We start from the raw sequence: 19,949 nt of genomic DNA, 5'->3' as shown, positions 1-19,949 counted from the left end.
GTAGACGACTGATCCATGACTTCATCCCATGACCTTTTGGAGGATGTGGGCGCTTCCCACCAAGCCTCTTTAATTTTATCGAAGACTCCGAGTCCTTTGCGCGATCGCGCCCTGAAGCTGATGGCAGAGGTGTTGGAGGACTCTATTGATCGAGTGTTAGAGGCCAATACCTTAGATTTAGAAACGTCCCGTGAGATGGCGGTTCCGGATCTGATTTTAGAATGGCTCAAGTTAACCCCGGAGCGCATCCAACATGCGGTTAAAATCTTACAACGATTGTCAGAGTTCCCTGACCCGCTCCAAGAGGTGATGAACGCTTCTTATCAAGTGCAAGAGGTACAAACCTATTGCCAGCGAATGCCTTTAGGAGTGGTGGCTTTGGTGTATGAAGCGTTTCCAGAGTTGGGGGCGATCGCCGCCGGATTATGCTTAAAAACGGGAAATAGCTTAATTTTACGGGGAGGTAGTGAATCCTCCCATACGAATCATGCGATCGCTGAAGCCCTACAAACGGCATTGGACGAGGAGGGATTACCGAAAGATGCATTAATCTTGTTACCTTCAGAAGAAGGCGCTCCCATTCGCGAGGTGATTCGGCAAGACCAGCAGATTGATTTGGTGATTCCCTACGGTCGGCCGTCCTTGGTAGAACAAGTGGTGCGACAGGCTACTGCACCGGTATTGCGATCGGCGATGGGTAATTGTTATTTATATTGGGGTAATTCTGGCAGTTTAGATACAGTTCGTCATTTAATTCTAGATTCCCACGCCAGCGAACCCGATCCCGTCAATGCCATTGAGAAGGTTTTAATTGAACAGGGACAAAGTTCTTCGGCCATGGTTTCTTTGTGGAAGTTCTTGAAAGAAAAAGGGTTTGAACTCAGGGCAGATCCCGAATTAGCGGCTCAACATGAGGAGCTGAAACCCGCAGAACCGGAGGAATGGAATCAGGCGTATTTAGAGAAAATTGTTACATTTAAGGTGGCAGACAATATAGACGAGGCGATCGCCTGGATGAATGCCCATAGCAGTGGCCATGCCAATTGTTTAGTCACCCAATCCTATAACGAAAGTCGTAAATTTGCCCTAGGTATTAACAGTGCTTCACTCTACATTAATGCCAGTCCTCGGTTTTATCGCTATCGCACTAGAGGCAATACGGTATTTTTAGGTATGTCGAATCAAAAAGGAGTGCGCCGAGGTTTGATTAATTTAGAAGCTCTAACCACAGTCAAATACATTATTCAAGGGAATCGCTAAATCTGACGCTAGGGGGATGCATTTTTTCGACCTTACTCTACTTTATTTCCCAGTCTGGATGTACTCTTGCATCACTGATAGAGGTTTTTCGGTGGAGATAAGGATGATACAACTTTGGTGATTGATTTCGGCGATCGCACGAGCAAGACATTCCTCGATAAATTTTTATGGTGAGATTCAATACGTCTAGATTAATATCATTCATTCTCCTCAACAAGCTGGAGAACTTTATTGTATAACGGTAAAGCGATCCAAAATCCAGCTTTGTCGATTAAATCATCCAGCAATGGTCTCACTGCTTTAATCAAATCTTGTTTTTTTGCTTCGACTAAAACACCTAATACTCCCGTATAATAGATATGGAATTTATCGGCAACTAAACGACCTTGGCGTTCATCAATTAAGAGAACATCGGCTTTAAATTCTAGTGCCAAAGCGATTGCCTCTGCTTCGCCTCGATCTAGTTCATTACACAGGGCTTCAACAAGATTCAGATCTCGACAAGTGCAAGTGGTAATCCAATCCAAGGTTTGCACTTCAGTTGCACCAGAAACTGGAAATTCTGGGTCAGTTAATTCTTGATAAACGGCTTCTGGAATAATGACTGTCTCATAAAGTGACTGCAACAAATGAAGATACCCAATCGCCGCTAAATTGTTGATTGGTGATGTGTCGCTGATAACAATCATAGCCGACCGATTTCCTGTAGGTTTTTAATATCTTTCTCAAAATCTTCTAGATCGTAAACGGAAATTTGACGACTAGCCAGAAGATGCTGGAAAGCGATACGATTCATCTGAGCAAAACGACTAGCTTGAGCTAGACTTAGCTTTCTTTTTTGAAACAGTAAAACCGCGATTTCTTGCCTCATTTCAGGCTCACTCATCCGAGTCAGAGTTAAGATTTCATCAGAAATAAGAATACTCATAATACTTTTTTGTCAAAGACTCTCATCAGTTTAGCATTGACGGCGAAGCGATCGCTACTCAACTGCCGATGAAGTGGTTCAAACCGCGTTGCAACTTTTATAGCAAACCTAAATGAGTTATGTAATAGCGGCCCCTCATCCCCCAGCCCCTTCTCCCGCAGGAGAAGGGGAGCAGAAGTCCCTCTCCCGTGGGAGAGGGATTAGGGAGAGGGCATTTCCTGTTGCACAACTCATTTAGACTAGCCATAGAAGAACGAGATCGCCTTGTAAAGCAGAAGCAAACTATGCCCAGTATTGAAGAGTTTGATGCGAAGGTTAAACAGCTTACCAATACTTTTACTGCTTGTGTCAAACCTGATGTTCCCCTACTATCAGATCATGCTGTGAGCCGTGCAGGAATTTACCAGGAACACCCTACTGCAACAAATTGATCCTCTTTATCGCCTTTTCTACTAACTCTGGATCTTCGGAATCGAACCATTGAATCTGCTCGTTGGCGCGGAACCAGGTGCGCTGGCGTTTGGCGAATTGTCGGGTATGGAGAATGGTTAATTCTTCAGCCGTGGCTAAGTCAATTTCTCCAGCTAAATATTGTTTGATTTCCCGATAGCCTAATGTGTCGAGTAAGGGTAAGTCTGCGCCATATTTTTCACAGAGGGTTTTCACTTCTTCGACTAAGCCATTCTCGATCATTTTGGCGGTGCGTTGGGCAATTCTGTCTTGCAGATGTTCGGATTCAAAACAGTCTAAGCCGATTTGCACAATGGGATAGCTCGGTGGGTTTTCTCCTTGTTGCTCGGAGATGGGAATACCAGTGACATAGTAGACTTCTAGGGCGCGTAGGGTACGCACCTGATCGTTGGCATGGATTTTTTGGGTGGCTTGGGGATCGACTTGTTGCAGCATGGCGTAACATTGGGGTTGGGAGAGTGCTTGAAGTTGCGATCGCAATTCTGGCTGAGGTGCAACCCTTGGTATCTTCATTCCGGCGATAATCGAGCGAATATATAAGCCCGTTCCCCCCACCAACAGGGGAATTTTTCCCTGGTTTTGAAACTGCTCAATCAGGCTCTGGGTTTGCTCTTGATACTCAGCAACCGTAAATAGCTCTTGTGGATTGCAGATATTAATTAGATAATGGGGAACCTGCCCCAGTTCATCCGGGGAGGGTTTGGCTGTACCAATGTCAAACTCCCGGTAAATTTGCCGCGAGTCAGCCCCCAGAATGACCGTCTGCAAGTGCTTTGCCAAGGCGATCGCCAAACCCGATTTTCCCGTAGCCGTCGGCCCGCAAATGACAATCAACCCTCGTTTCATTGGGTGCATCCCCCTCAGAAAATTCTTATAAAATTGCCTTAGTACCGTCTCTAACCCTTTTGTGCTAGAATTTTGGAGTCTTTTGTCGTTTACTAGCTTATCGGGTCGTTTATCGCCCGCACACCAGGAGATAGCTTAACATGACCAGCAGTTACAGCGCCGAACAGATTCAAGTTCTTGAAGGATTGGAACCCGTTCGGAAACGACCCGGAATGTATATTGGTTCCACCGGCCCTAGAGGACTTCATCATCTAGTCTACGAGGTGGTGGACAACTCCATCGATGAGGCTTTAGCCGGGTATTGCACCCACATTGAAGTTGACCTCAATGCCGATGGTTCCGTCTCCGTTGCCGATGATGGGCGCGGCATTCCCACCGATATCCATCCTCGCACAGGAAAGTCCGCTTTGGAAACCGTAATGACCGTGTTGCACGCGGGCGGTAAGTTTGGTGGCGGCGGCTATAAGGTGTCTGGAGGGTTGCACGGGGTGGGGGTTTCCGTGGTGAATGCCCTTTCGGAATGGGTGGAAGTGACGGTTTATCGGGAAAAAGAACGCCACACCCAACGCTATGAACGGGGGGTTCCGGTAACCGAGTTGATCAAGACGAAGCAGAACGAAGGGCTTACGGGAACGTCGGTGAATTTTCGCCCGGATGAGCAGATTTTTACCACGGGAATTGAGTTTGAATATGAGACCTTAGCCCGTCGGTTGCGAGAGTTGGCCTATCTGAATGCTGGGGTGAAAATTACGTTTTCCGATCATCGCGTAACCCCAGAAAAAATTGAGAGCTACAAGTATGATGGGGGCATTCAGGAATATGTCGCCTATATTAATCGGGAAAAAACGCCTCTGCACGAAGAAATCATTTACATGAATGCGGAAAAGAATGATGTGCAGGTGGAAGTGGCGCTTCAGTGGTGTACGGATGCCTATTCTGATAATTTGTTGGGTTTTGCTAATAATATTCGCACCATTGATGGGGGAACCCATTTGGAGGGGTTGAAGACGGTGCTGACGCGGACGATGAATGCGATCGCCCGCAAACGGAATAAACTGAAGGAAAATAATGCTAATCTGGCGGGGGAGAATATCCGCGAAGGCTTAACCGGTGTGGTTTCGGTGAAAGTTCCCGATCCAGAATTTGAAGGACAGACGAAAACGAAACTGGGAAATACGGAAGTGCGGGGAATTGTGGATTCTCTGGTGGGCGAATATTTGAATGAGTTTCTGGAGTTTCGTCCCGCCGTGGGGGATGCGATTCTAGAAAAGGCAATTCAGGCGTTTAATGCGGCAGAAGCGGCTCGTCGGGCAAGGGAGTTGGTGCGCCGGAAGTCGGTGTTGGAAAGCTCCACATTGCCGGGTAAATTGGCAGATTGTAGTACCAGAGATCCGGCAGAATCGGAGATTTTCTTGGTTGAGGGAGATAGTGCGGGCGGTTCGGCGAAACAGGGACGCGATCGCCGCTTTCAAGCGATTTTGCCTTTGCGCGGTAAAATCTTGAATATCGAGAAAACCGATGATGCCAAGATCTACAAGAATAATGAAATCCAATCCTTGATTACTGCCTTGGGTTTGGGCATTAAGGGAGAAGAGTTTAATGCGGAGCAGTTGCGCTACCATCGGGTGGTGATTATGACCGATGCTGACGTAGACGGGGCCCATATTCGCACCCTGTTGTTAACCTTCTTCTATCGCTATCAACGGGATTTGGTCGATCAAGGCTATATTTATATTGCTTGTCCTCCCTTGTATAAGTTAGAGCGCGGTAAACGGCACTACTATTGTTATAGCGATCGCGAATTACAAGAACAAATTCGCCAATTCCCCGACAATGCCAACTACAACATCCAACGGTTCAAAGGGTTGGGCGAAATGATGCCTCAGCAGTTGTGGGATACCACCATGAACCCGGAAACCCGGATGATGAAACGGGTAGAAATTGAAGATGCAGCCGAAGCCGACCGTATTTTCACGGTATTAATGGGCGATCGGGTTGCTCCCCGTCGCGAGTTCATTGAAACCTACGGGCCGAAATTAAACCTGGCTGATTTGGATATTTAACAGCCGATTCCCCTTACCCTGAGCGGAGTTGAAGGGTATGGGGATAGAGATTTTTGATCAAATCCACTGGTTGATACAGCGCTTTGCGCTGTGATGGGGGAATAGGGAGAGAAAACAACAGACTTGGTGGAGCTTTTAGCTGTTCTAGATATTATTAAAAACCTTAATGTTTACTAGAGAGAGGGCTTTTAACCATAACGGTACTTTTTTATAGCTTGTAAATCCTTGCGGATTTTTTAGTTCTTCTTTGAGTTTTTCTTATACTTGATTCCTTAATTTCTATCTTCAGCTTTCCCACCCTTTTCTTGCTTTCTTTTATTATGACCTAATTTTAGAGTAATCGAATTGATTTTTTTGTCAATTGAGGCGAGATTGGTAAATTATCTTAAGCTTGGGGGAAATAGGGTGCAACTTAGGGTAATGTACGAATTAGCTTTACCTATGCTGACTGGCTATGATTAACGATATCAATTGGAAAAAATTACAAAATGGTTCGGATATTCGCGGGGTGGCACTTCCCTCTATCCCCGATGAACCGGTTAATTTAACGCCGGAAGTGTGTTGTAAAATTGGTCAAAGTTTTTGCACCTGGCTCAGTCAAACTTTAGAAAAACCGGTGGCAGAATTAACCCTCGCTCTAGGACGCGATAGCCGGATTTCTGGGCCAGATCTGATGAGTGCGATGATGGAAGGCATTATTGCACTTGGTACTAAGGTGTATGATTTTGGACTCGCTTCGACTCCTGCGATGTTCATGAGTACGGTAACCCCTGGCTTTGAGTGCGATGGAGCTATGATGCTGACTGCGAGTCATCTGCCGTCTAATCGTAATGGCTGTAAGTTTTTTACGGCGAAAGGGGGCTTAGAAAAACAAAATATCAGTGAGATTCTGGCCCTCTGCTCGGAAGCTGACTTTACTCCAGCACCCACCCCCGGAACCATTACTCCCAAAGACTTTATGAGTGTCTATGCGGGGCAACTGGCACAGAAAATCCGGGAAGGGGTGAACCATCCTACGGACTTTGAACAGCCCCTGAAAGGTCTCAAAATTGTCGTTGATGCGGGGAATGGGGCAGGGGGTTTTTACGTCAGTCAAGTGCTAAAACCCTTGGGGGCAGACACGACAGGTAGTCAATTTCTTGACCCGGATGGCAACTTTCCCAACCATGTGCCGAATCCGGAAAATGGGAAAGCGATGGATGCTATCTGTCAAGCTGTCATTGAGAATAATGCGGATTTTGGCATTATTTTTGATACAGATGTCGATCGCGGCGGAGCCGTAGACGAAACGGGTAAAGAACTGAACCGCAACCGCCTGATTGCTTTGATTTCTGCCATTGTGCTGCGGGAACATCCTGGCTCGACGGTGGTGACGGATTCCATTACTTCGGATGGTTTAACGAGGTTTATTACTGAAGACTTGAAAGGAGTCCATCATCGATTTAAGCGCGGGTATAAAAATGTGATTAATGAAGCGCAACGGTTGAATGGAGAAGGTCAGGAGTCTTGGTTGGCGATTGAAACCTCCGGTCATGCGGCGATGAAAGAAAATTACTTTCTCGATGACGGAGCTTACTTAGTGAGTAAACTGGCGATCGAATTGGCGAAAGGGAAATTAGAAGGGCGATCGCTCACCGATTTAATTGCTAACCTGAAAGAACCCGTCGAAAGCCAGGAATTCCGTATTAAACTCACCCTCGATGACTTTAAACCCTATGGAAATCAAGTCATTGAAGCCCTCTCTACCTTTGCTAATAGTCAACCTAGCTGGAGCGTAGTTCCCCATAATTATGAAGGTGTACGAGTTTCCTGCACCGATCCCGAAGAACAGGGCTGGTTTCTGCTGCGTCTGTCTCTTCACGATCCAGTTATTCCCTTGAATATCGAATCGAATGTGAGCGGGGGAGTCCCTAAAATTGCTCGTAAATTACTCACTTTTTTGCAATCTTTTGATGCGCTGGATCTTTCAACAATTAAGTAATATCAAATCCGAATAATCAGTTACAGTATGTCATTGCGAAGGTCGCGCAAGCGGAATGAAACAATCTCGCCTATCCCGGTAATCTTGGCGATTGCTTCCCTTCGGTCACAATGACAAGTGTTTAAGCGGATTTGATATAAAGATAGCACTAAAGTTGACTTGTCGGGACATGCATCTGTAGGGGCGAAAAATTTTTCGCTCCTACAAGATCTTTGTTCAATAATCCGCTAGACTAGGTGTAAGCGGTTGAAGAAATTGAAGGGCCATGAGTGATGACCTTATCACCAGAAAAAGTAACGACACTTTACGAGATTGATTACCTGCTGTGGATTGAAACCACTTTACAACAGTTACGCGATCGCGACTACAACCAGGTAGACTGGCAGAATTTGCTTGAAGAAATTGAGGATATGGGAAAAAGCGAACGCCGTAGCATCAAGAGCAATCTGACCGTTGTCCTCATGCATCTTTTAAAGTGGGAGTTTCAGCCCGAATTTCGCACCGGTAGTTGGTCGGGAAGCATTACCCAGCATCGCACCCGCATTCTGTACGCCTTAGAAGATTCGCCCAGTTTGAAAAATTATCTCCCGGAAGTGTTGGAAACGGCTTATTCACGGGCACGACAGGAAGCTAGTGATGAGACGCAATTGTCGTTGAGTCGTTTTCCTGTAAGTTGTCCCTATGAAATCGAGGAAGTGCTAAATGATGGGTTTTGGCCAGGTGGCGATGATAACATTCAATCCCTAACTCTTGATTAAAGAGTATCAAGTGGTAGGGACGAAAATTGTTCACTTCTACAGTTTCAACCAGCCAAAAATATCGTTTACTGATAATGTCCATTTCTCTAAACCGGTCAGCATCGGTAAGGGTTCCCCGTCGCCATTATTCACCCGATAAATTTTGGGCAAACCTGACTGAAATACTGTAATCGACTGGGTTTTAGGGTCAATAAGCCAACCTAATTCTGTGCCATTTTCCAGACAAAATAGAATTTTTTCCATCACTAAGGTCATGGGTTGATCCGGTGACAAAATTTCAATAATCCAATCTGGATGACGCTCAAAACGATTTGCGATTTCCCCCTCTTCATCCTTGGGCAAATTATCCCAGCGAATCACTGCAATATCCGGGACAATAGAGTGCCCAGCAAAAGTACAGCGCAATTCAGTGAGGGCTAGAGCAACTTTTTTCTCTTCTGTGAATAGGTCAATTTCCCGTGCTAAACGACTTTGCAGGCGACTATGTTTTCCTTGAGGCATAGGTTTTTGGGTTATTTCTCCATTGAAATATTCACGAGCAGGTTTGGTTTCTGGCAGTGCCAAAAACTCTTCTAAGCTCAAAGCTTGACGTTTTTCTATTGCTGTAATCATAATCATGCCTCCGAGATTAGGCTATTTAATTATATAACATTGATTATTATTATCATTTTAACTTCAGGAGACCTATTCTAAAGTTGGACAAAATCATTCTTTTTTGATATAACACATGAAAGACTGTTCATATGTCAAACGATTAAGAAAATCCAGATGAGTAATCCAAAATCAGAAACCGGGGGCTGCTGTAGTTGCAATAATGATTCCGGAAATAGTTCCGGCGATCAACAAGCCGTAGAATTTGACCTAAACAAGAAACTCCTGCCCATTATTACCGTAATCGTTCTCTTGACGTTGGGGTTGATGTTTCAGAAACCACTCCATAACACCCCTTACAGTTTAGGTGAATATGCCCTCTTTCTTCCCGCTTACTGGTTAAGTGGTTCCACTGTACTCAAGGCTGCGGGACGGAACTTGCTCAGAGGTCAGGTGTTTGATGAAAATTTTCTGATGACCATTGCCACAGTGGGAGCGATCGCCATTCACGAACTGCCTGAAGCCGTCGGTGTCATGTTGTTCTACCAAATTGGAGAACTCTTTCAAGGCTACTCTGTGGGTCGTTCTCGTCGCTCCATCAAGTCCCTGCTCACAGTTCGCCCCGATACAGCCCATGTGAAGCGCAAGGGCACAGTCAAAACTGTATCACCAGAAACCGTTAACGTGGGAGAAATCATTATCGTCAATCCAGGGGAAAAAGTTCCCCTAGATGGAGCAATTCTAGAAGGCAACTCCCAAGTAGACACCTCTGCATTAACCGGAGAATCAAGACCCCGCAGCGTCAGAGCCGGGGAAACCATACTCGCGGGCATGATTAACCAATCTGGTCTCCTCACCCTACAGGTGAGGAGACCCTTTGCAGAATCCTCCATTGCCAAGATTCTCGATCTGGTGGAAAATGCCAGTAGTAAGAAAGCCGAAACGGAAAAATTTATCACCCGTTTTGCTCGCTACTATACCCCCGTCGTCGTTTTTCTCTCATTAGCCGTTGCCCTGCTCCCCCCCCTATTACTCGCTGGTGCAACCCAGGCAGAATGGACGTATCGAGCCTTGGTCTTGTTAGTAATTTCCTGTCCCTGCGGTTTAGTGATTAGTATTCCCTTGGGCTACTTTGGCGGTGTGGGGGGTGCAGCCAAGCGGGGCATTTTGGTCAAAGGTTCCACCTTTTTAGACGCGCTCACCCAAGTGAAAACCGTGGTCTTTGACAAAACGGGGACGCTTACCCAAGGAACGTTTAAGGTGACGGATGTGATTTCTGAGAATGGACTGACGACGGCCCAACTCTTAGAATTAGCTGCAACGGTTGAGTCCCATTCCCATCATCCCATTGCCCAATCGATCCGAGCGGCCTATGGCCAAACGATTGATGATTCTAGGGTGCAAGACTATCAAGAAATTTCAGGATATGGTATTCGCGCCCAAGTGGGGAATCAAATTGTACTGGCAGGAAGCGATCGCCTCCTTCACCAAGAAAATATCCCCAATACGGTCTGTGGAGTCACGGAAACCGTCGCCCATCTGGCCGTTGATGGTCAATACACCGGACGCATTCTGATTGCCGATGAGCTAAAAGAGGATGCAGCCGAAGCCATTCAAAGCTTACATGCACAAGGAATTCAAACCGCCATGCTCACCGGGGACAGTCAATCTGTCGCCGATCGCATTGCCCAGGAATTAGGACTCGATCGCTATCGCGCTGAACTTCTACCGGAAGACAAAGTAAACGCTCTAGAAGAATTTTTACATCAAGCCAACGGAACCCAAAGCAAAGTAGCCTTCGTTGGCGATGGGATTAATGATGCCCCCGTCATTGCCAGAGCCGATGTAGGCATAGCCATGGGGGGACTCGGTTCCGATGCAGCCATTGAAACCGCCGACATAGTGATTATGACGGATGCCCCCTCAAAGGTGGCAGAAGCGATTCAGATTGCCCATAGAACCCTTCGCATTGTTTGGCAGAACATCATCTTTGCCCTGGGGGTGAAAGGCCTCTTCATTGCTCTAGGGGCGATCGGGGTCGCCACCCTCTGGGAAGCCGTCTTTGCCGATGTCGGGGTTGCCTTATTAGCCATCCTGAATGCAGGACGCATACTCAGGGACTAAGCGCCCAAGACCTCTTAAAAATCCACCAAATTCTCCTCAACGCCCTGTTCTTTGAGCCAGGCGATCGCCCCCAAACCCCCTACCCCACTATCCCTATCCCAGGCAGTATCAGGGTTTAGGCGATCGCAAACTCCGTAAACTTCCGACTTTCTGGCTCATGAAACCCTAGTACTTCTGTTCTGGTCAATTGTTCCGTGGTTAGATGTGGTTCCGAGTTCTTGTTTATTACGAGGATTTAATAAATTGATTAACGGTGTTAATAAATTTCAATCCTTTTATCCTTCCGGATAATTGGCAGATTTGCTATTCATTGAACTCGGAGAGTGACATAAGAGGGATATCTCTCTCACTCTTGGAAATTCGTTAGAATTTCCGTTGTTACAGCCCGCGATCGCGAAGCGTTTCATGTCGGCGACAGCCGAAAACGGAGTTTTATCGCGAAGCGTTTCATGTCGGCGACAGCCGAAAACGGAGTTTTATCGCTCACGAAGGAATCAGGGTTTCACGCCCTTTTTTCCGAAAGTGATAGAAGAGGGATACAGCACTTTCCTCTGCTATGAGGTACAACATCAATCCAGCAGTTCCAGCGATGGCGGGCTGATCATGTACTTCATGACAGCGCGAAGCGCTGTATGCTGTTAGCTTCACAATAACAAAACTCCTAGGGGAAAGTCAAAGCGATCGCCGGGAGATTTACACCAATATACTCGCCCTATGCGTCCTTCGACTCCGCTCAGGGCGCATAGTCGAAGGGCGCACGGAAAGACGGAAAGCAACAATTTCAGCTAACTCCTAAAATACTTAGAAATATTGCCGCAATTTTAACACTTTTATCGCCTCGCGGCGTACCCGTTCATACAAGGGCAGGGTTCCCACGGGAATATCTGCATAAAATTCACTATTGATCAGCTCTTGCTGCTCTAAATTCGTGACTGTTGCCGTTAAAACCGCTTGTTTAGTGGTTTGAGAAGGATCGGGTTGCGCCACTGGTTTCATATTGCTCAGTTCTACCGTTTGGGGTTTATAACCCGGTTGCATCCGTTTTAACTTTACTTCTGCCGATCCTGCCTTGATCAGGGGTTGAAGTAAATCAAGCTCCGCTTGATCGACGAAAATTCTCGCCTCCAGTTGATCGATTTTGACAATTGTCATAATCTGATCGTGACGCTCTAACCATTTACCCTTATTTTCTGACAAATTTTCGGCAAAAACAACGCCTTCATGCTCCGCTTCAAGGGTTTTATTTTTATCCTGTTGTTCTTGCAGCGAAGCGATCGCTTGTTGATGCATCCGGACAATATCCTCTTGAGCTAATTTTTCTTGCTCCGCAGACTCCAATTCCTGAATGACTGTCGCTAAACGATCTTCTTCCATTCGCAACTCATCTTGAATATTCTCCAATTGGCGCTCCAAATTTTGACCAATTGACGCAATTTCTGCCTGTTTAGACAACTGATGTGCGATCAATTCTGAAATTCTCGCGTCATTCATTGCCGACTCTTCTTGCAACATTTGGATTCTTTCTTCAAGATCCGTTTGATAATTTCTCGATAAAGCCCGGACTGCGATCGCATCTTCTGCATCATCAATCTGTTTTTGAAGTCCTTCCATGCGTTGATCGCGATGATAAATGGCTTTCTCTAATCCCGCAATCTGTCGATCCATCGCGGCAATTTCATGGGTGATGCTCTGAATTTCTGGAGGGGGGGAGCTGCTCAATAATCGATTGACATCATCCTCGGCTTCTTGAACTTGACGCTCTATAGTTCTAACCCGTTGCTCTGCTTCACTTTTTTGGGCCATTAAAATAAAAATTCGTTCGCGAGCAGAGGTCAGTTTAGCTTGTTCCTCTTGCAGTTGAAATTGTTCTTCTACAATCTCGTCTTTCAAATCTTCATTTTGTACTTCTGCTAAAATTGTCCCAGGTTTGACTTCATCTGCGTGTTGAACCAGGAAATTAATGATTCTTCCAGGTTCTTCCAAATAAACAGAGTGGGTATTCTCGTCTAAAGGGGTGAATTTCCCTTCTCCTCGCACTGAGATAGGAACTTCCAGTTGGGAGAGCCAAAAACCACCACCCAGAACAACCGATAGAAAGAGAATTCTGCCCCAGTTGATGCCAGGTTTTTCGGGGACGGGCATGGATTCTTGGGCGGGCATTTCTGGCGATTTGGGTGCAGATTGGGCAGAGGATTTAATTTGATTGGGGGGAACGGCTTTTAAGGAAGCGGGTTTTTTCTCAGGGGTGCTAGTCATGGTAGATACAAAGAATAAAATAACAGGAAGTTTGAGGCAAGAGTTGATGAACTAATTAGTCTCTCGGACAAAAATAGTAAACTGCCCAAATGGCCAATAAGAGTAAGGCAGTGATGGGCATATTGGCAAAACTCCAGGTGAAGATTCTCCAAAAAAGAAAGCCAAAGACAAACCAAATGTAGAGTAAGCTAAAGGGGGCGTACAGGGCTAAAATCCACAGATCTTTTTTAGGTTCGCGAATGGGTTTGCCGGTGAAAAAGTTAATGTAGAGTCCGAAGGCGCGACCTCTTAAGTTGTTAATGCCGGTGGCAGCAACGGCGAGATAATAGCCGTCAAATTTGGCCACGGGGTTGAGGTTGAGGGCGAGGGTAAATAGGGCGGCAGCCATGAGCAGAAAACTGGTCTGATGTAGCCAGATGCCGTCGGTGGAAAAGTGCCAGAGCCAAAAGCCGATCGCCGCTAAAATGAATTGTACTAAGATGCCAGCTCCGACTACAAATAACCGTTTCCAGCGCGGTAAACAGTAACTATCGCTGGTGTTGGTGTAGGCTGCGGGGATGAGCATCATGAATAATAGACCGATTTCGGGTACGATTCCTCGATAATGTTTGAGGGTGAAGGCGTGACCGAATTCGTGCAGGGTGACGACAAAGGCGCTACAGAGAACAAAGGGTAACATCAGTGAACCGCCATAGGTTTGGAGAAGTTGTTGCCCTTGATACACAATTAGATCTCGGTTGTAGATGCCGAGGGCAGCCGAAAAGCTGAGAAAGCCGAGGAGGAGAACAAAGGCGGGTTGGGAAAAGACCCAGCGTATTTTGTCGATATGGGCGTTGAGGAAGCGATCGGGGTTAAAAAGGGGAATTCGGAAAAAGAGCAGTTGTAGGGGCGTAAATTTGCCTCTACGGGGCTTGGCGGGTTCCGTTCCCACTAACATGCCGGTGGCTGCCAGCATTTGCAGCAAGCCTTTGAGATGGTGGGGGGGAATGCAAAATTCTTGGATAATGGCTTGGGGCGATCGCCGGCCAATCTGTTCGATAATAATTTTATCTGGCTCGCACACTTGCAAAAATGTGACGTTTTCTGGGTTTCGCAGTACCCAATAGTCTCGGTGTTCAATCCACTCTAGACAGGGTTTGAGTTGGGAACCCCCAGGAGGCGGAGATTCAGGCGGTTCTGGGGCTTCGACTTCATCAAATGTCAAAATCCCCAACGTCATTAATTTTTCCAGCAGTTGCCCGGCAAAGTTGGGGTCAAGGGTATCTTCAAACTCATCTTGGCAAGCTTTTTGGATACTCTCTAGACTAAATTGCCCGGTAAAGTAGCGCAGAGCATAGCCTTCTGCGGGTGAAAATAGGAACTGTTGTCCGGGAGCTTTGAGGATAACTTGCTCGGAGTCCTTGACTTTACCGAGTTTCCAATATTCGCCCAAATTGGGACAAATCAGGGTATGGGCTTCTGAAAGCGGGGGGGATGATTCGGAGTTCATCTTCTTGGGTAGACGCGATGGATAGAGGAAAGAAGGAGAACTGAGTTCTCCTTCGAGAGGATAGCGGCAGGACTGAGTTGTTCACTCCCTCCTATAGGGTTCTCAGTTTTTTGAGGCGGTTTTTATGCAAAATCCCAAAAACTGTAATATTTCTTTACATTGGGGGGAGTGGGGAAGTGAGGGAATGGGGAGATGGCGAGATGGGACTTAACCCAAGTATTGAGCTACGGTTTGCACGTCTTTGTCACCGCGCCCGGAACAGTTGATAATGATGCGGGGACTGCCTTCGAGTTGGGGACAGAGGGTTTCTAAATAGGCGATCGCATGAGATGTTTCTAGAGCAGGAATAATCCCCTCTAATTTCGATAGCCGCTCAAAGGCCGCCACTGCCTCTTCATCCGTCACACTGTAATATTCAGCCCGTTCCGTCTGCTTCAAATAGCTATGTTCCGGCCCCACTCCCGGATAATCTAAGCCCGCACTAATCGAATGAGCTTCAATCACCTGACCCTCATCATCTTGCAACAGATAGCTCATGGCTCCATGTAAAACACCCACCTGGCCTTGGGTAAGAGTGGCGGCGTGCTTATCAGTCTTCACCCCTTCTCCGGCAGCTTCCACACCAATGAGGCGCACCGAACTCTCTTTGACAAACTCATAGAAGAGTCCCATGGCATTCGAGCCACCCCCCACACAAGCGAGGAGAATATCCGGGAGTCCGCCCCATTTTTCCCAAGCTTGGGAGCGGGTTTCTTCACCAATGATGGTGTGAAAGTCGCGCACCATCATCGGGTAAGGATGGGGGCCGGCAACGGAACCTAAGATATAGTGGGTGGTTTCCACATTCGTCACCCAGTCGCGAATGGCTTCCGATGTAGCATCTTTCAGGGTTCCGGTTCCCGCTTCCACGGGACAGACTTCAGCCCCCAATAGTCGCATCCGAAACACATTCAGTTTTTGGCGCTCCATGTCTTGAACGCCCATATAAATCACGCAACTTAGACCAAACCGGGCGCAAACGGTGGCAGTGGCAACGCCATGTTGTCCGGCTCCGGTTTCGGCAATAATGCGCTGTTTGCCCATGCGCTTGGCGAGGAGAACCTGAGCCAGGGCATTATTAATTTTATGAGCGCCCGTATGGTTGAGGTCTTCTCGTTTGAGATAGATTTGGGGGCCTGTGCCATCGGGTTTACGGTAGTGTGCGGTGAGGCGTTCGGCGAAGTAGAGGGGACTGGGACGACCAACATAATCCCGGAGCAGGCCTTGCAGTTCGGCTTGGAATTCGGGGTCATGGCGATAATGATCGTAGGCTTGCTCTAGTTCAGCTAGGGCAGGCATGAGGGTTTCGGGGACATATTTGCCGCCAAACTGACCAAACCGGCCGAGGCGATCGGGTACGGAGGCGATGGTTTGAGGAGGATTGATTGGAGTGGTAGTCACAGTGGTTCTAGATGATACGAATGGGACACGATCCCATTTTAAGCACCTGTGAGCGTCCCATCAATATGGGATGGGGGGATGGGGGGGATGCCCTCTCCCTATATCCCTCTCCCGTGGGAGAGGGACTTTTTCCCCCTTCTCCCGCGGGAGAAGGGGGTAGGGGGATGAGGGGCGATCGCTACATACGCTCAGAGAAGAGTGGGATCGTTAAGGAAGAAAATGAACGAACAATTATTAATCAATGAAAATAGAATACGATCTTTCAAAACTAAAAAGAAGACCTAATCCTTTTGCCAAGCAGTTAAAAAAACAAGTGACCCTTTCTTTGAGAATTGAGGTCATTGAATATTTTGAAGCTATGGCTCAAGAGCAAGGAATCTCTTGTCAGGAGCTAATCGATCTTTATTTGCAAGATTGTATGACTTCAGAGCGCAAGCTCTCTTTCAGTTAGCCTATAATCAGAACAACAGTATCGGAAAAACCTTGGCGAGGTTTAGAAACCCGGTTTCTTGGAGAAACCGGGTTTCTGGTAGCCACAGGGCAGCAGCAGCTATGGACATTAAACACATTCTCCGGTTAAATAAGTCACTCTTGGGTGGGACGGCGCTGTTGGGGTTAGGCTCTATTGGCGCGGGTGCTTTGGCGTTGGCAAACCCCATTGGTGGGGCGATCGCTGTGGGAGCGCTGACTGGAATCTCCAACTTCACGGCGGGGATGGTGGCGAATAACTTAGGGGCGTTGGTCGATAAGTTACGCGATAACCGGGAGGTTTTGCGTAATCAGGATTTAGCGAAGGCGGCGGCCCTGGCGATAACCTTGGCTTTGGGGAAAATCAGTCCTCAGTATCCAAAAATTCAAGGTCAATTGGAACACTTGGCGACTCAGACCGAGGCCTATTGGCTCCAGTGGGAAGAACAAGCCCAAAACCTGACCCTGTTTGAGTCCGTGCGGGAAGAGAAACTCGTTAATATTTTTGCCCAGAGTCCGGAGGAGTTTAGCCAGTATCAAGTCTTGCGGGCGGAGGAGTGGCGCGACTTGGCGACTTGGCTGTTTGAGCAGGGTTGCCAGCAGGGGGCGCTGTTGGGGGAGTTGGCAGACTATGCCAATGTCATCAACGCTTTAGCCCAGGAGTTGCAGCTCAACTTTAATAAAAATCTGCGGGAAGTCCTCAAAGACGATGCAGCCAATGGGGGAGAAGCGTTTGCGGGCATGTTGCTGGATTTGCATGGCAAGACCTTAGCCCAACTGGACAATATCGAGAAGGAGTTTAAGGAAGCCTTTCAGAAACTGGCTACCCGTGAGGATATTTGTCAGGCTTTGGAGCGCGTGGAGTCCGGCATTCATCAGGAATTGCAAGAGATTAAGGCCATGTTGGTGGTTGTGCTGGAGTTGCTGCATCAACGGGGGAGCGAGGAGGAACAGGGGCAACCGTTGCCTGATTTGCGGTGGGTGGGGGGTCAAGCGCCGCCCCTGTCCTTGCCTTGTCCCTATCTGGGTTTATCGGCGTTTGGGAAAGATGACCAACATTTATTCTTTGGTCGAGATGCCTTGATTCAGGAGTTGGTGCAGGCTGTTGAGGGTCGAGAGATTGTACCGGTAATTGGGCCGTCGGGGAGTGGTAAGTCTTCCGTGGTGTTTGCGGGGTTGCTGCCTGAGTTAGAGAAACAGTCCGGTTGGTTGATGGAGTCGTTGCGGCCGAAAAATGATCCGTTGTATGAACTGGCGCGGGCGTTGTTGCGGTTGACTGCTCCAGAGACGGAACTGCAAGAGGAGAACTTAAACGCGCCGATTGTGGCTCAACGGTTGCAAGATGACCCCTTAACGGTTGAGAAGTGGCTCGGTTCTGTGTTGGAGCGTCACCCGCAGAAGCGGATAGTGTTGGTGATTGACCAGTTTGAAGAGGTCTTTACCACAGAAAAGCGCAGTGTGTTTCTGGAACGGGTGCTGGAAGGGGTGGCAGCGCTCAACCAGGGGAAGCGCCGGGTAACGCTGCTGTTTACGATGCGGGCAGACTTTATGGAAAATGCCCTGTCTGAGCCTCGGTTAGCGGAGGTGTTGGATGGGGATGTGAAGGTGAAGCCAATGGGGGTGGAGCAGTTGCGGGCGATAATTGAACGACCGGCTCAGGGGTTGGTGCAAATCCAGGACGGGTTGACTGAACGGATATTAGAGGATGCACTGACGGAGAAGGAGGCAACGTTGGTGGAGCAAGCGGGTTGTTTGCCGTTGGTGGAGTTTGCCCTCAAGCAACTGTGGGATGCCCATGAGCGGGGATGGCTCACCCATGAAGCCTATGAGCAGATTGGCGGCGTAAAGGGGGCGATTGCCCAACATGCGGAGGCGAAGTTTCAGGCTCTGAAGCCAGAGGAACAGGACACGATGCGGCAACTGTTTATTCAACTGGTGTATCCGGGAGTGGAAAATCGCCATACTCGGAAAATTGTGACTAGCTCTGAGTTGGGGGAGCAACAGTGGTCTCTGGCTCAGGAGTTGGCGAAGGGAGACTATCGCCTGGTGGTGACGAATCGCAATGAGGGGACAAAAACGGTTGAGTTAATCCATGAGGCGTTAATTCGAGAATGGGAACGGTTTCAAGAGTGGATTAAGGAGGACTGGGAGTTTCGCCGTTGGCAAGAGCAGTTAGAAGTGGAGCGGAAATTGGGGGACTGGCTGCAAGGGAAGCGGTTGATTCAGGCGGAGTATTGGTTGCAAGAGCGCAGAGGAGAACTGAGTAAGGAGCAACAAGAGTTTATTCGTGAGAGTATCGAGAAGCGAGAGAAGAGTATCCAGGAGCGAGAAAAGCAGCGCCGACGGGTGCTACAAGGGGCAGTGGCTGTGGGAGGAGTGATGACAGTTTTGGCAGCCGCCGCAGGTTTGTTTGGATGGCAGGCAGAGCGACGGAGGGTGGAGGCAGAAGTGCGAGCTGATGCCTTGTTCGCACAGAGGCTGGTGGAAGTTAGACCTGTACCAGCCCTGACTCGTGCTATTGCAACCACTGCCAGAAGTGAGCAGAAACTGGGGCAAGTTTTGCCCTTGGTGCAATCGAGTTTAGCGGAAACCGTGCAAGTTAGTCGCGAACGTCAACTGTTCCAGGGTCATCAGGCTTCGGTCAGGTCTCTCGCCATCACCCCCGATGGCTCCAAGGTGATTTCTGGCAGTGGGAGTACTTTGGTGGGAAGTAACGACAATACCCTACGGGTGTGGGACATCACCACAGGAGAGTCCTTAGCCATCCTGGAGGGTCATCAGAATGATGTCACCTCTATCGCCATCACCCCCGATGGCTCCAAGGTCATTTCTGGCAGTAACGACAATACCCTACGGGTGTGGGACATCACCACAGGAGAGTCCTTAGCCGTCCTGGAGGGTCATCAGAATGATGTCACCTCCATCGCCATCACCCCCGATGGCTCCAAGGTCATTTCTGGCAGTGAGGACAATACCCTGCGGGTGTGGGACATAGCCACAGGAGAGTCCTTAGCCGTCCTGGAGGGTCATCAGAGTACGGTCAACTCCATTGCCATCACCCCCGATGGCTCCAAGGTCATTTCTGGCAGTGGGAGTACTTTGGTGGGAAGTAACGACAATACCCTACGGGTGTGGGACATCACCACAGGAGAGTCCTTAGCCGTCCTGGAGGGTCATCAGAATGATGTCACCTCTATCGCCATCACCCCCGATGGCTCCAAGGTCATTTCTGGGAGTTGGGACAATACCCTACGGGTGTGGGACATCACCACAG

General features: G+C 48.2%; 14 protein-coding genes. 7 read left to right on the top strand and 7 right to left on the bottom strand.

Going from position 1 to position 19,949, the window contains the following annotated elements; translation table 11 throughout:
* Nucleotides 1-15 precede the first annotated feature (15 nt).
* Nucleotides 16-1,260, top strand: coding sequence for a glutamate-5-semialdehyde dehydrogenase (locus tag PMG25_RS06115; RefSeq protein ID WP_283766018.1), 1,245 nt, complete (start codon nt 16-18; stop codon nt 1,258-1,260).
* Nucleotides 1,261-1,457: 197 nt separating this feature from the next.
* Here the strand turns inward: PMG25_RS06115 and PMG25_RS06110 are convergent, their stop codons facing one another.
* The 3 genes from PMG25_RS06110 to miaA form a co-directional block, all read right to left on the bottom strand.
* Nucleotides 1,458-1,949, bottom strand: coding sequence for a PIN domain-containing protein (locus PMG25_RS06110; protein ID WP_283766017.1), 492 nt, complete (start codon nt 1,947-1,949; stop codon nt 1,458-1,460).
* Complete coding sequence (locus PMG25_RS06105) at nt 1,946-2,188, bottom strand: UPF0175 family protein (RefSeq protein ID WP_283766016.1); 243 nt, start codon at nt 2,186-2,188, stop codon at nt 1,946-1,948. Before PMG25_RS06105 ends, PMG25_RS06110 begins: the two co-directional genes overlap by 4 nt.
* A gap of 414 nt (nt 2,189-2,602) precedes the next feature.
* Nucleotides 2,603-3,505 (bottom strand): tRNA (adenosine(37)-N6)-dimethylallyltransferase MiaA, encoded by a 903-nt coding sequence (gene miaA, locus PMG25_RS06100; protein WP_283766015.1) that lies wholly within the window; start codon nt 3,503-3,505, stop codon nt 2,603-2,605.
* A 140-nt stretch (nt 3,506-3,645) separates the two neighbouring features.
* Here miaA and gyrB point away from each other — a divergent pair, with 140 nt between their 5' ends.
* The 3 genes from gyrB (at nt 3,646) to PMG25_RS06085 (ending at nt 8,307) form a co-directional block, all read left to right on the top strand.
* Nucleotides 3,646-5,568 carry a DNA topoisomerase (ATP-hydrolyzing) subunit B gene (gene gyrB, locus PMG25_RS06095; protein WP_283766014.1) on the top strand — a complete coding sequence of 641 codons (1,923 nt, stop codon included), beginning with the start codon at nt 3,646-3,648 and terminating at the stop codon, nt 5,566-5,568.
* Nucleotides 5,569-6,022: 454 nt separating this feature from the next.
* On the top strand, nt 6,023-7,549 hold the full coding sequence (locus tag PMG25_RS06090; RefSeq protein WP_283766013.1) for a phosphomannomutase/phosphoglucomutase: 1,527 nt from the start codon (nt 6,023-6,025) through the stop codon (nt 7,547-7,549).
* Nucleotides 7,550-7,821: 272 nt separating this feature from the next.
* A complete protein-coding gene (locus tag PMG25_RS06085) occupies nt 7,822-8,307 on the top strand; it encodes a DUF29 domain-containing protein (protein ID WP_283766012.1) in 486 nt (161 codons plus the stop codon).
* Nucleotides 8,308-8,343: 36 nt separating this feature from the next.
* Here the strand turns inward: PMG25_RS06085 and PMG25_RS06080 are convergent, their stop codons facing one another.
* Nucleotides 8,344-8,919 (bottom strand): Uma2 family endonuclease, encoded by a 576-nt coding sequence (locus PMG25_RS06080; protein ID WP_283766011.1) that lies wholly within the window; start codon nt 8,917-8,919, stop codon nt 8,344-8,346.
* Between the two features lie 156 nt (nt 8,920-9,075).
* Between PMG25_RS06080 and PMG25_RS06075 the strand changes: the two genes are divergently transcribed.
* Nucleotides 9,076-11,022: a heavy metal translocating P-type ATPase gene (locus PMG25_RS06075; protein ID WP_283766010.1), complete on the top strand. Its 1,947-nt coding sequence runs from the start codon at nt 9,076-9,078 to the stop codon at nt 11,020-11,022.
* Nucleotides 11,023-11,823: 801 nt separating this feature from the next.
* Here the strand turns inward: PMG25_RS06075 and PMG25_RS06070 are convergent.
* From PMG25_RS06070 to trpB, 3 genes are all read right to left on the bottom strand, one after another.
* Nucleotides 11,824-13,278 carry a coiled-coil domain-containing protein gene (locus tag PMG25_RS06070; protein ID WP_283766009.1) on the bottom strand — a complete coding sequence of 485 codons (1,455 nt, stop codon included), beginning with the start codon at nt 13,276-13,278 and terminating at the stop codon, nt 11,824-11,826.
* Between the two features lie 55 nt (nt 13,279-13,333).
* Nucleotides 13,334-14,767: a M50 family metallopeptidase gene (locus PMG25_RS06065; RefSeq protein ID WP_283766008.1), complete on the bottom strand. Its 1,434-nt coding sequence runs from the start codon at nt 14,765-14,767 to the stop codon at nt 13,334-13,336.
* Between the two features lie 207 nt (nt 14,768-14,974).
* Nucleotides 14,975-16,207 (bottom strand): tryptophan synthase subunit beta, encoded by a 1,233-nt coding sequence (gene trpB / locus PMG25_RS06060; protein WP_283766007.1) that lies wholly within the window; start codon nt 16,205-16,207, stop codon nt 14,975-14,977.
* A 241-nt stretch (nt 16,208-16,448) separates the two neighbouring features.
* Here trpB and PMG25_RS06055 point away from each other — a divergent pair, with 241 nt between their 5' ends.
* Together PMG25_RS06055 and PMG25_RS06050 are read left to right on the top strand one after the other, a co-directional pair.
* Complete coding sequence (locus PMG25_RS06055) at nt 16,449-16,658, top strand: hypothetical protein (RefSeq protein ID WP_283766006.1); 210 nt, start codon at nt 16,449-16,451, stop codon at nt 16,656-16,658.
* Nucleotides 16,659-16,759: 101 nt separating this feature from the next.
* On the top strand, nt 16,760-19,949 hold a 3,190-nt coding region (locus PMG25_RS06050; RefSeq protein ID WP_283766005.1), incomplete at its 3' end, for an NACHT and WD repeat domain-containing protein.

Source organism: Roseofilum capinflatum BLCC-M114 (assembly GCF_030068505.1).
In the GTDB taxonomy this organism is placed as follows: domain Bacteria; phylum Cyanobacteriota; class Cyanobacteriia; order Cyanobacteriales; family Desertifilaceae; genus Roseofilum; species Roseofilum capinflatum.
Note: the sequence above shows the minus strand (reverse complement) of the source record. Positions and strands in the feature narration are given on the sequence as shown.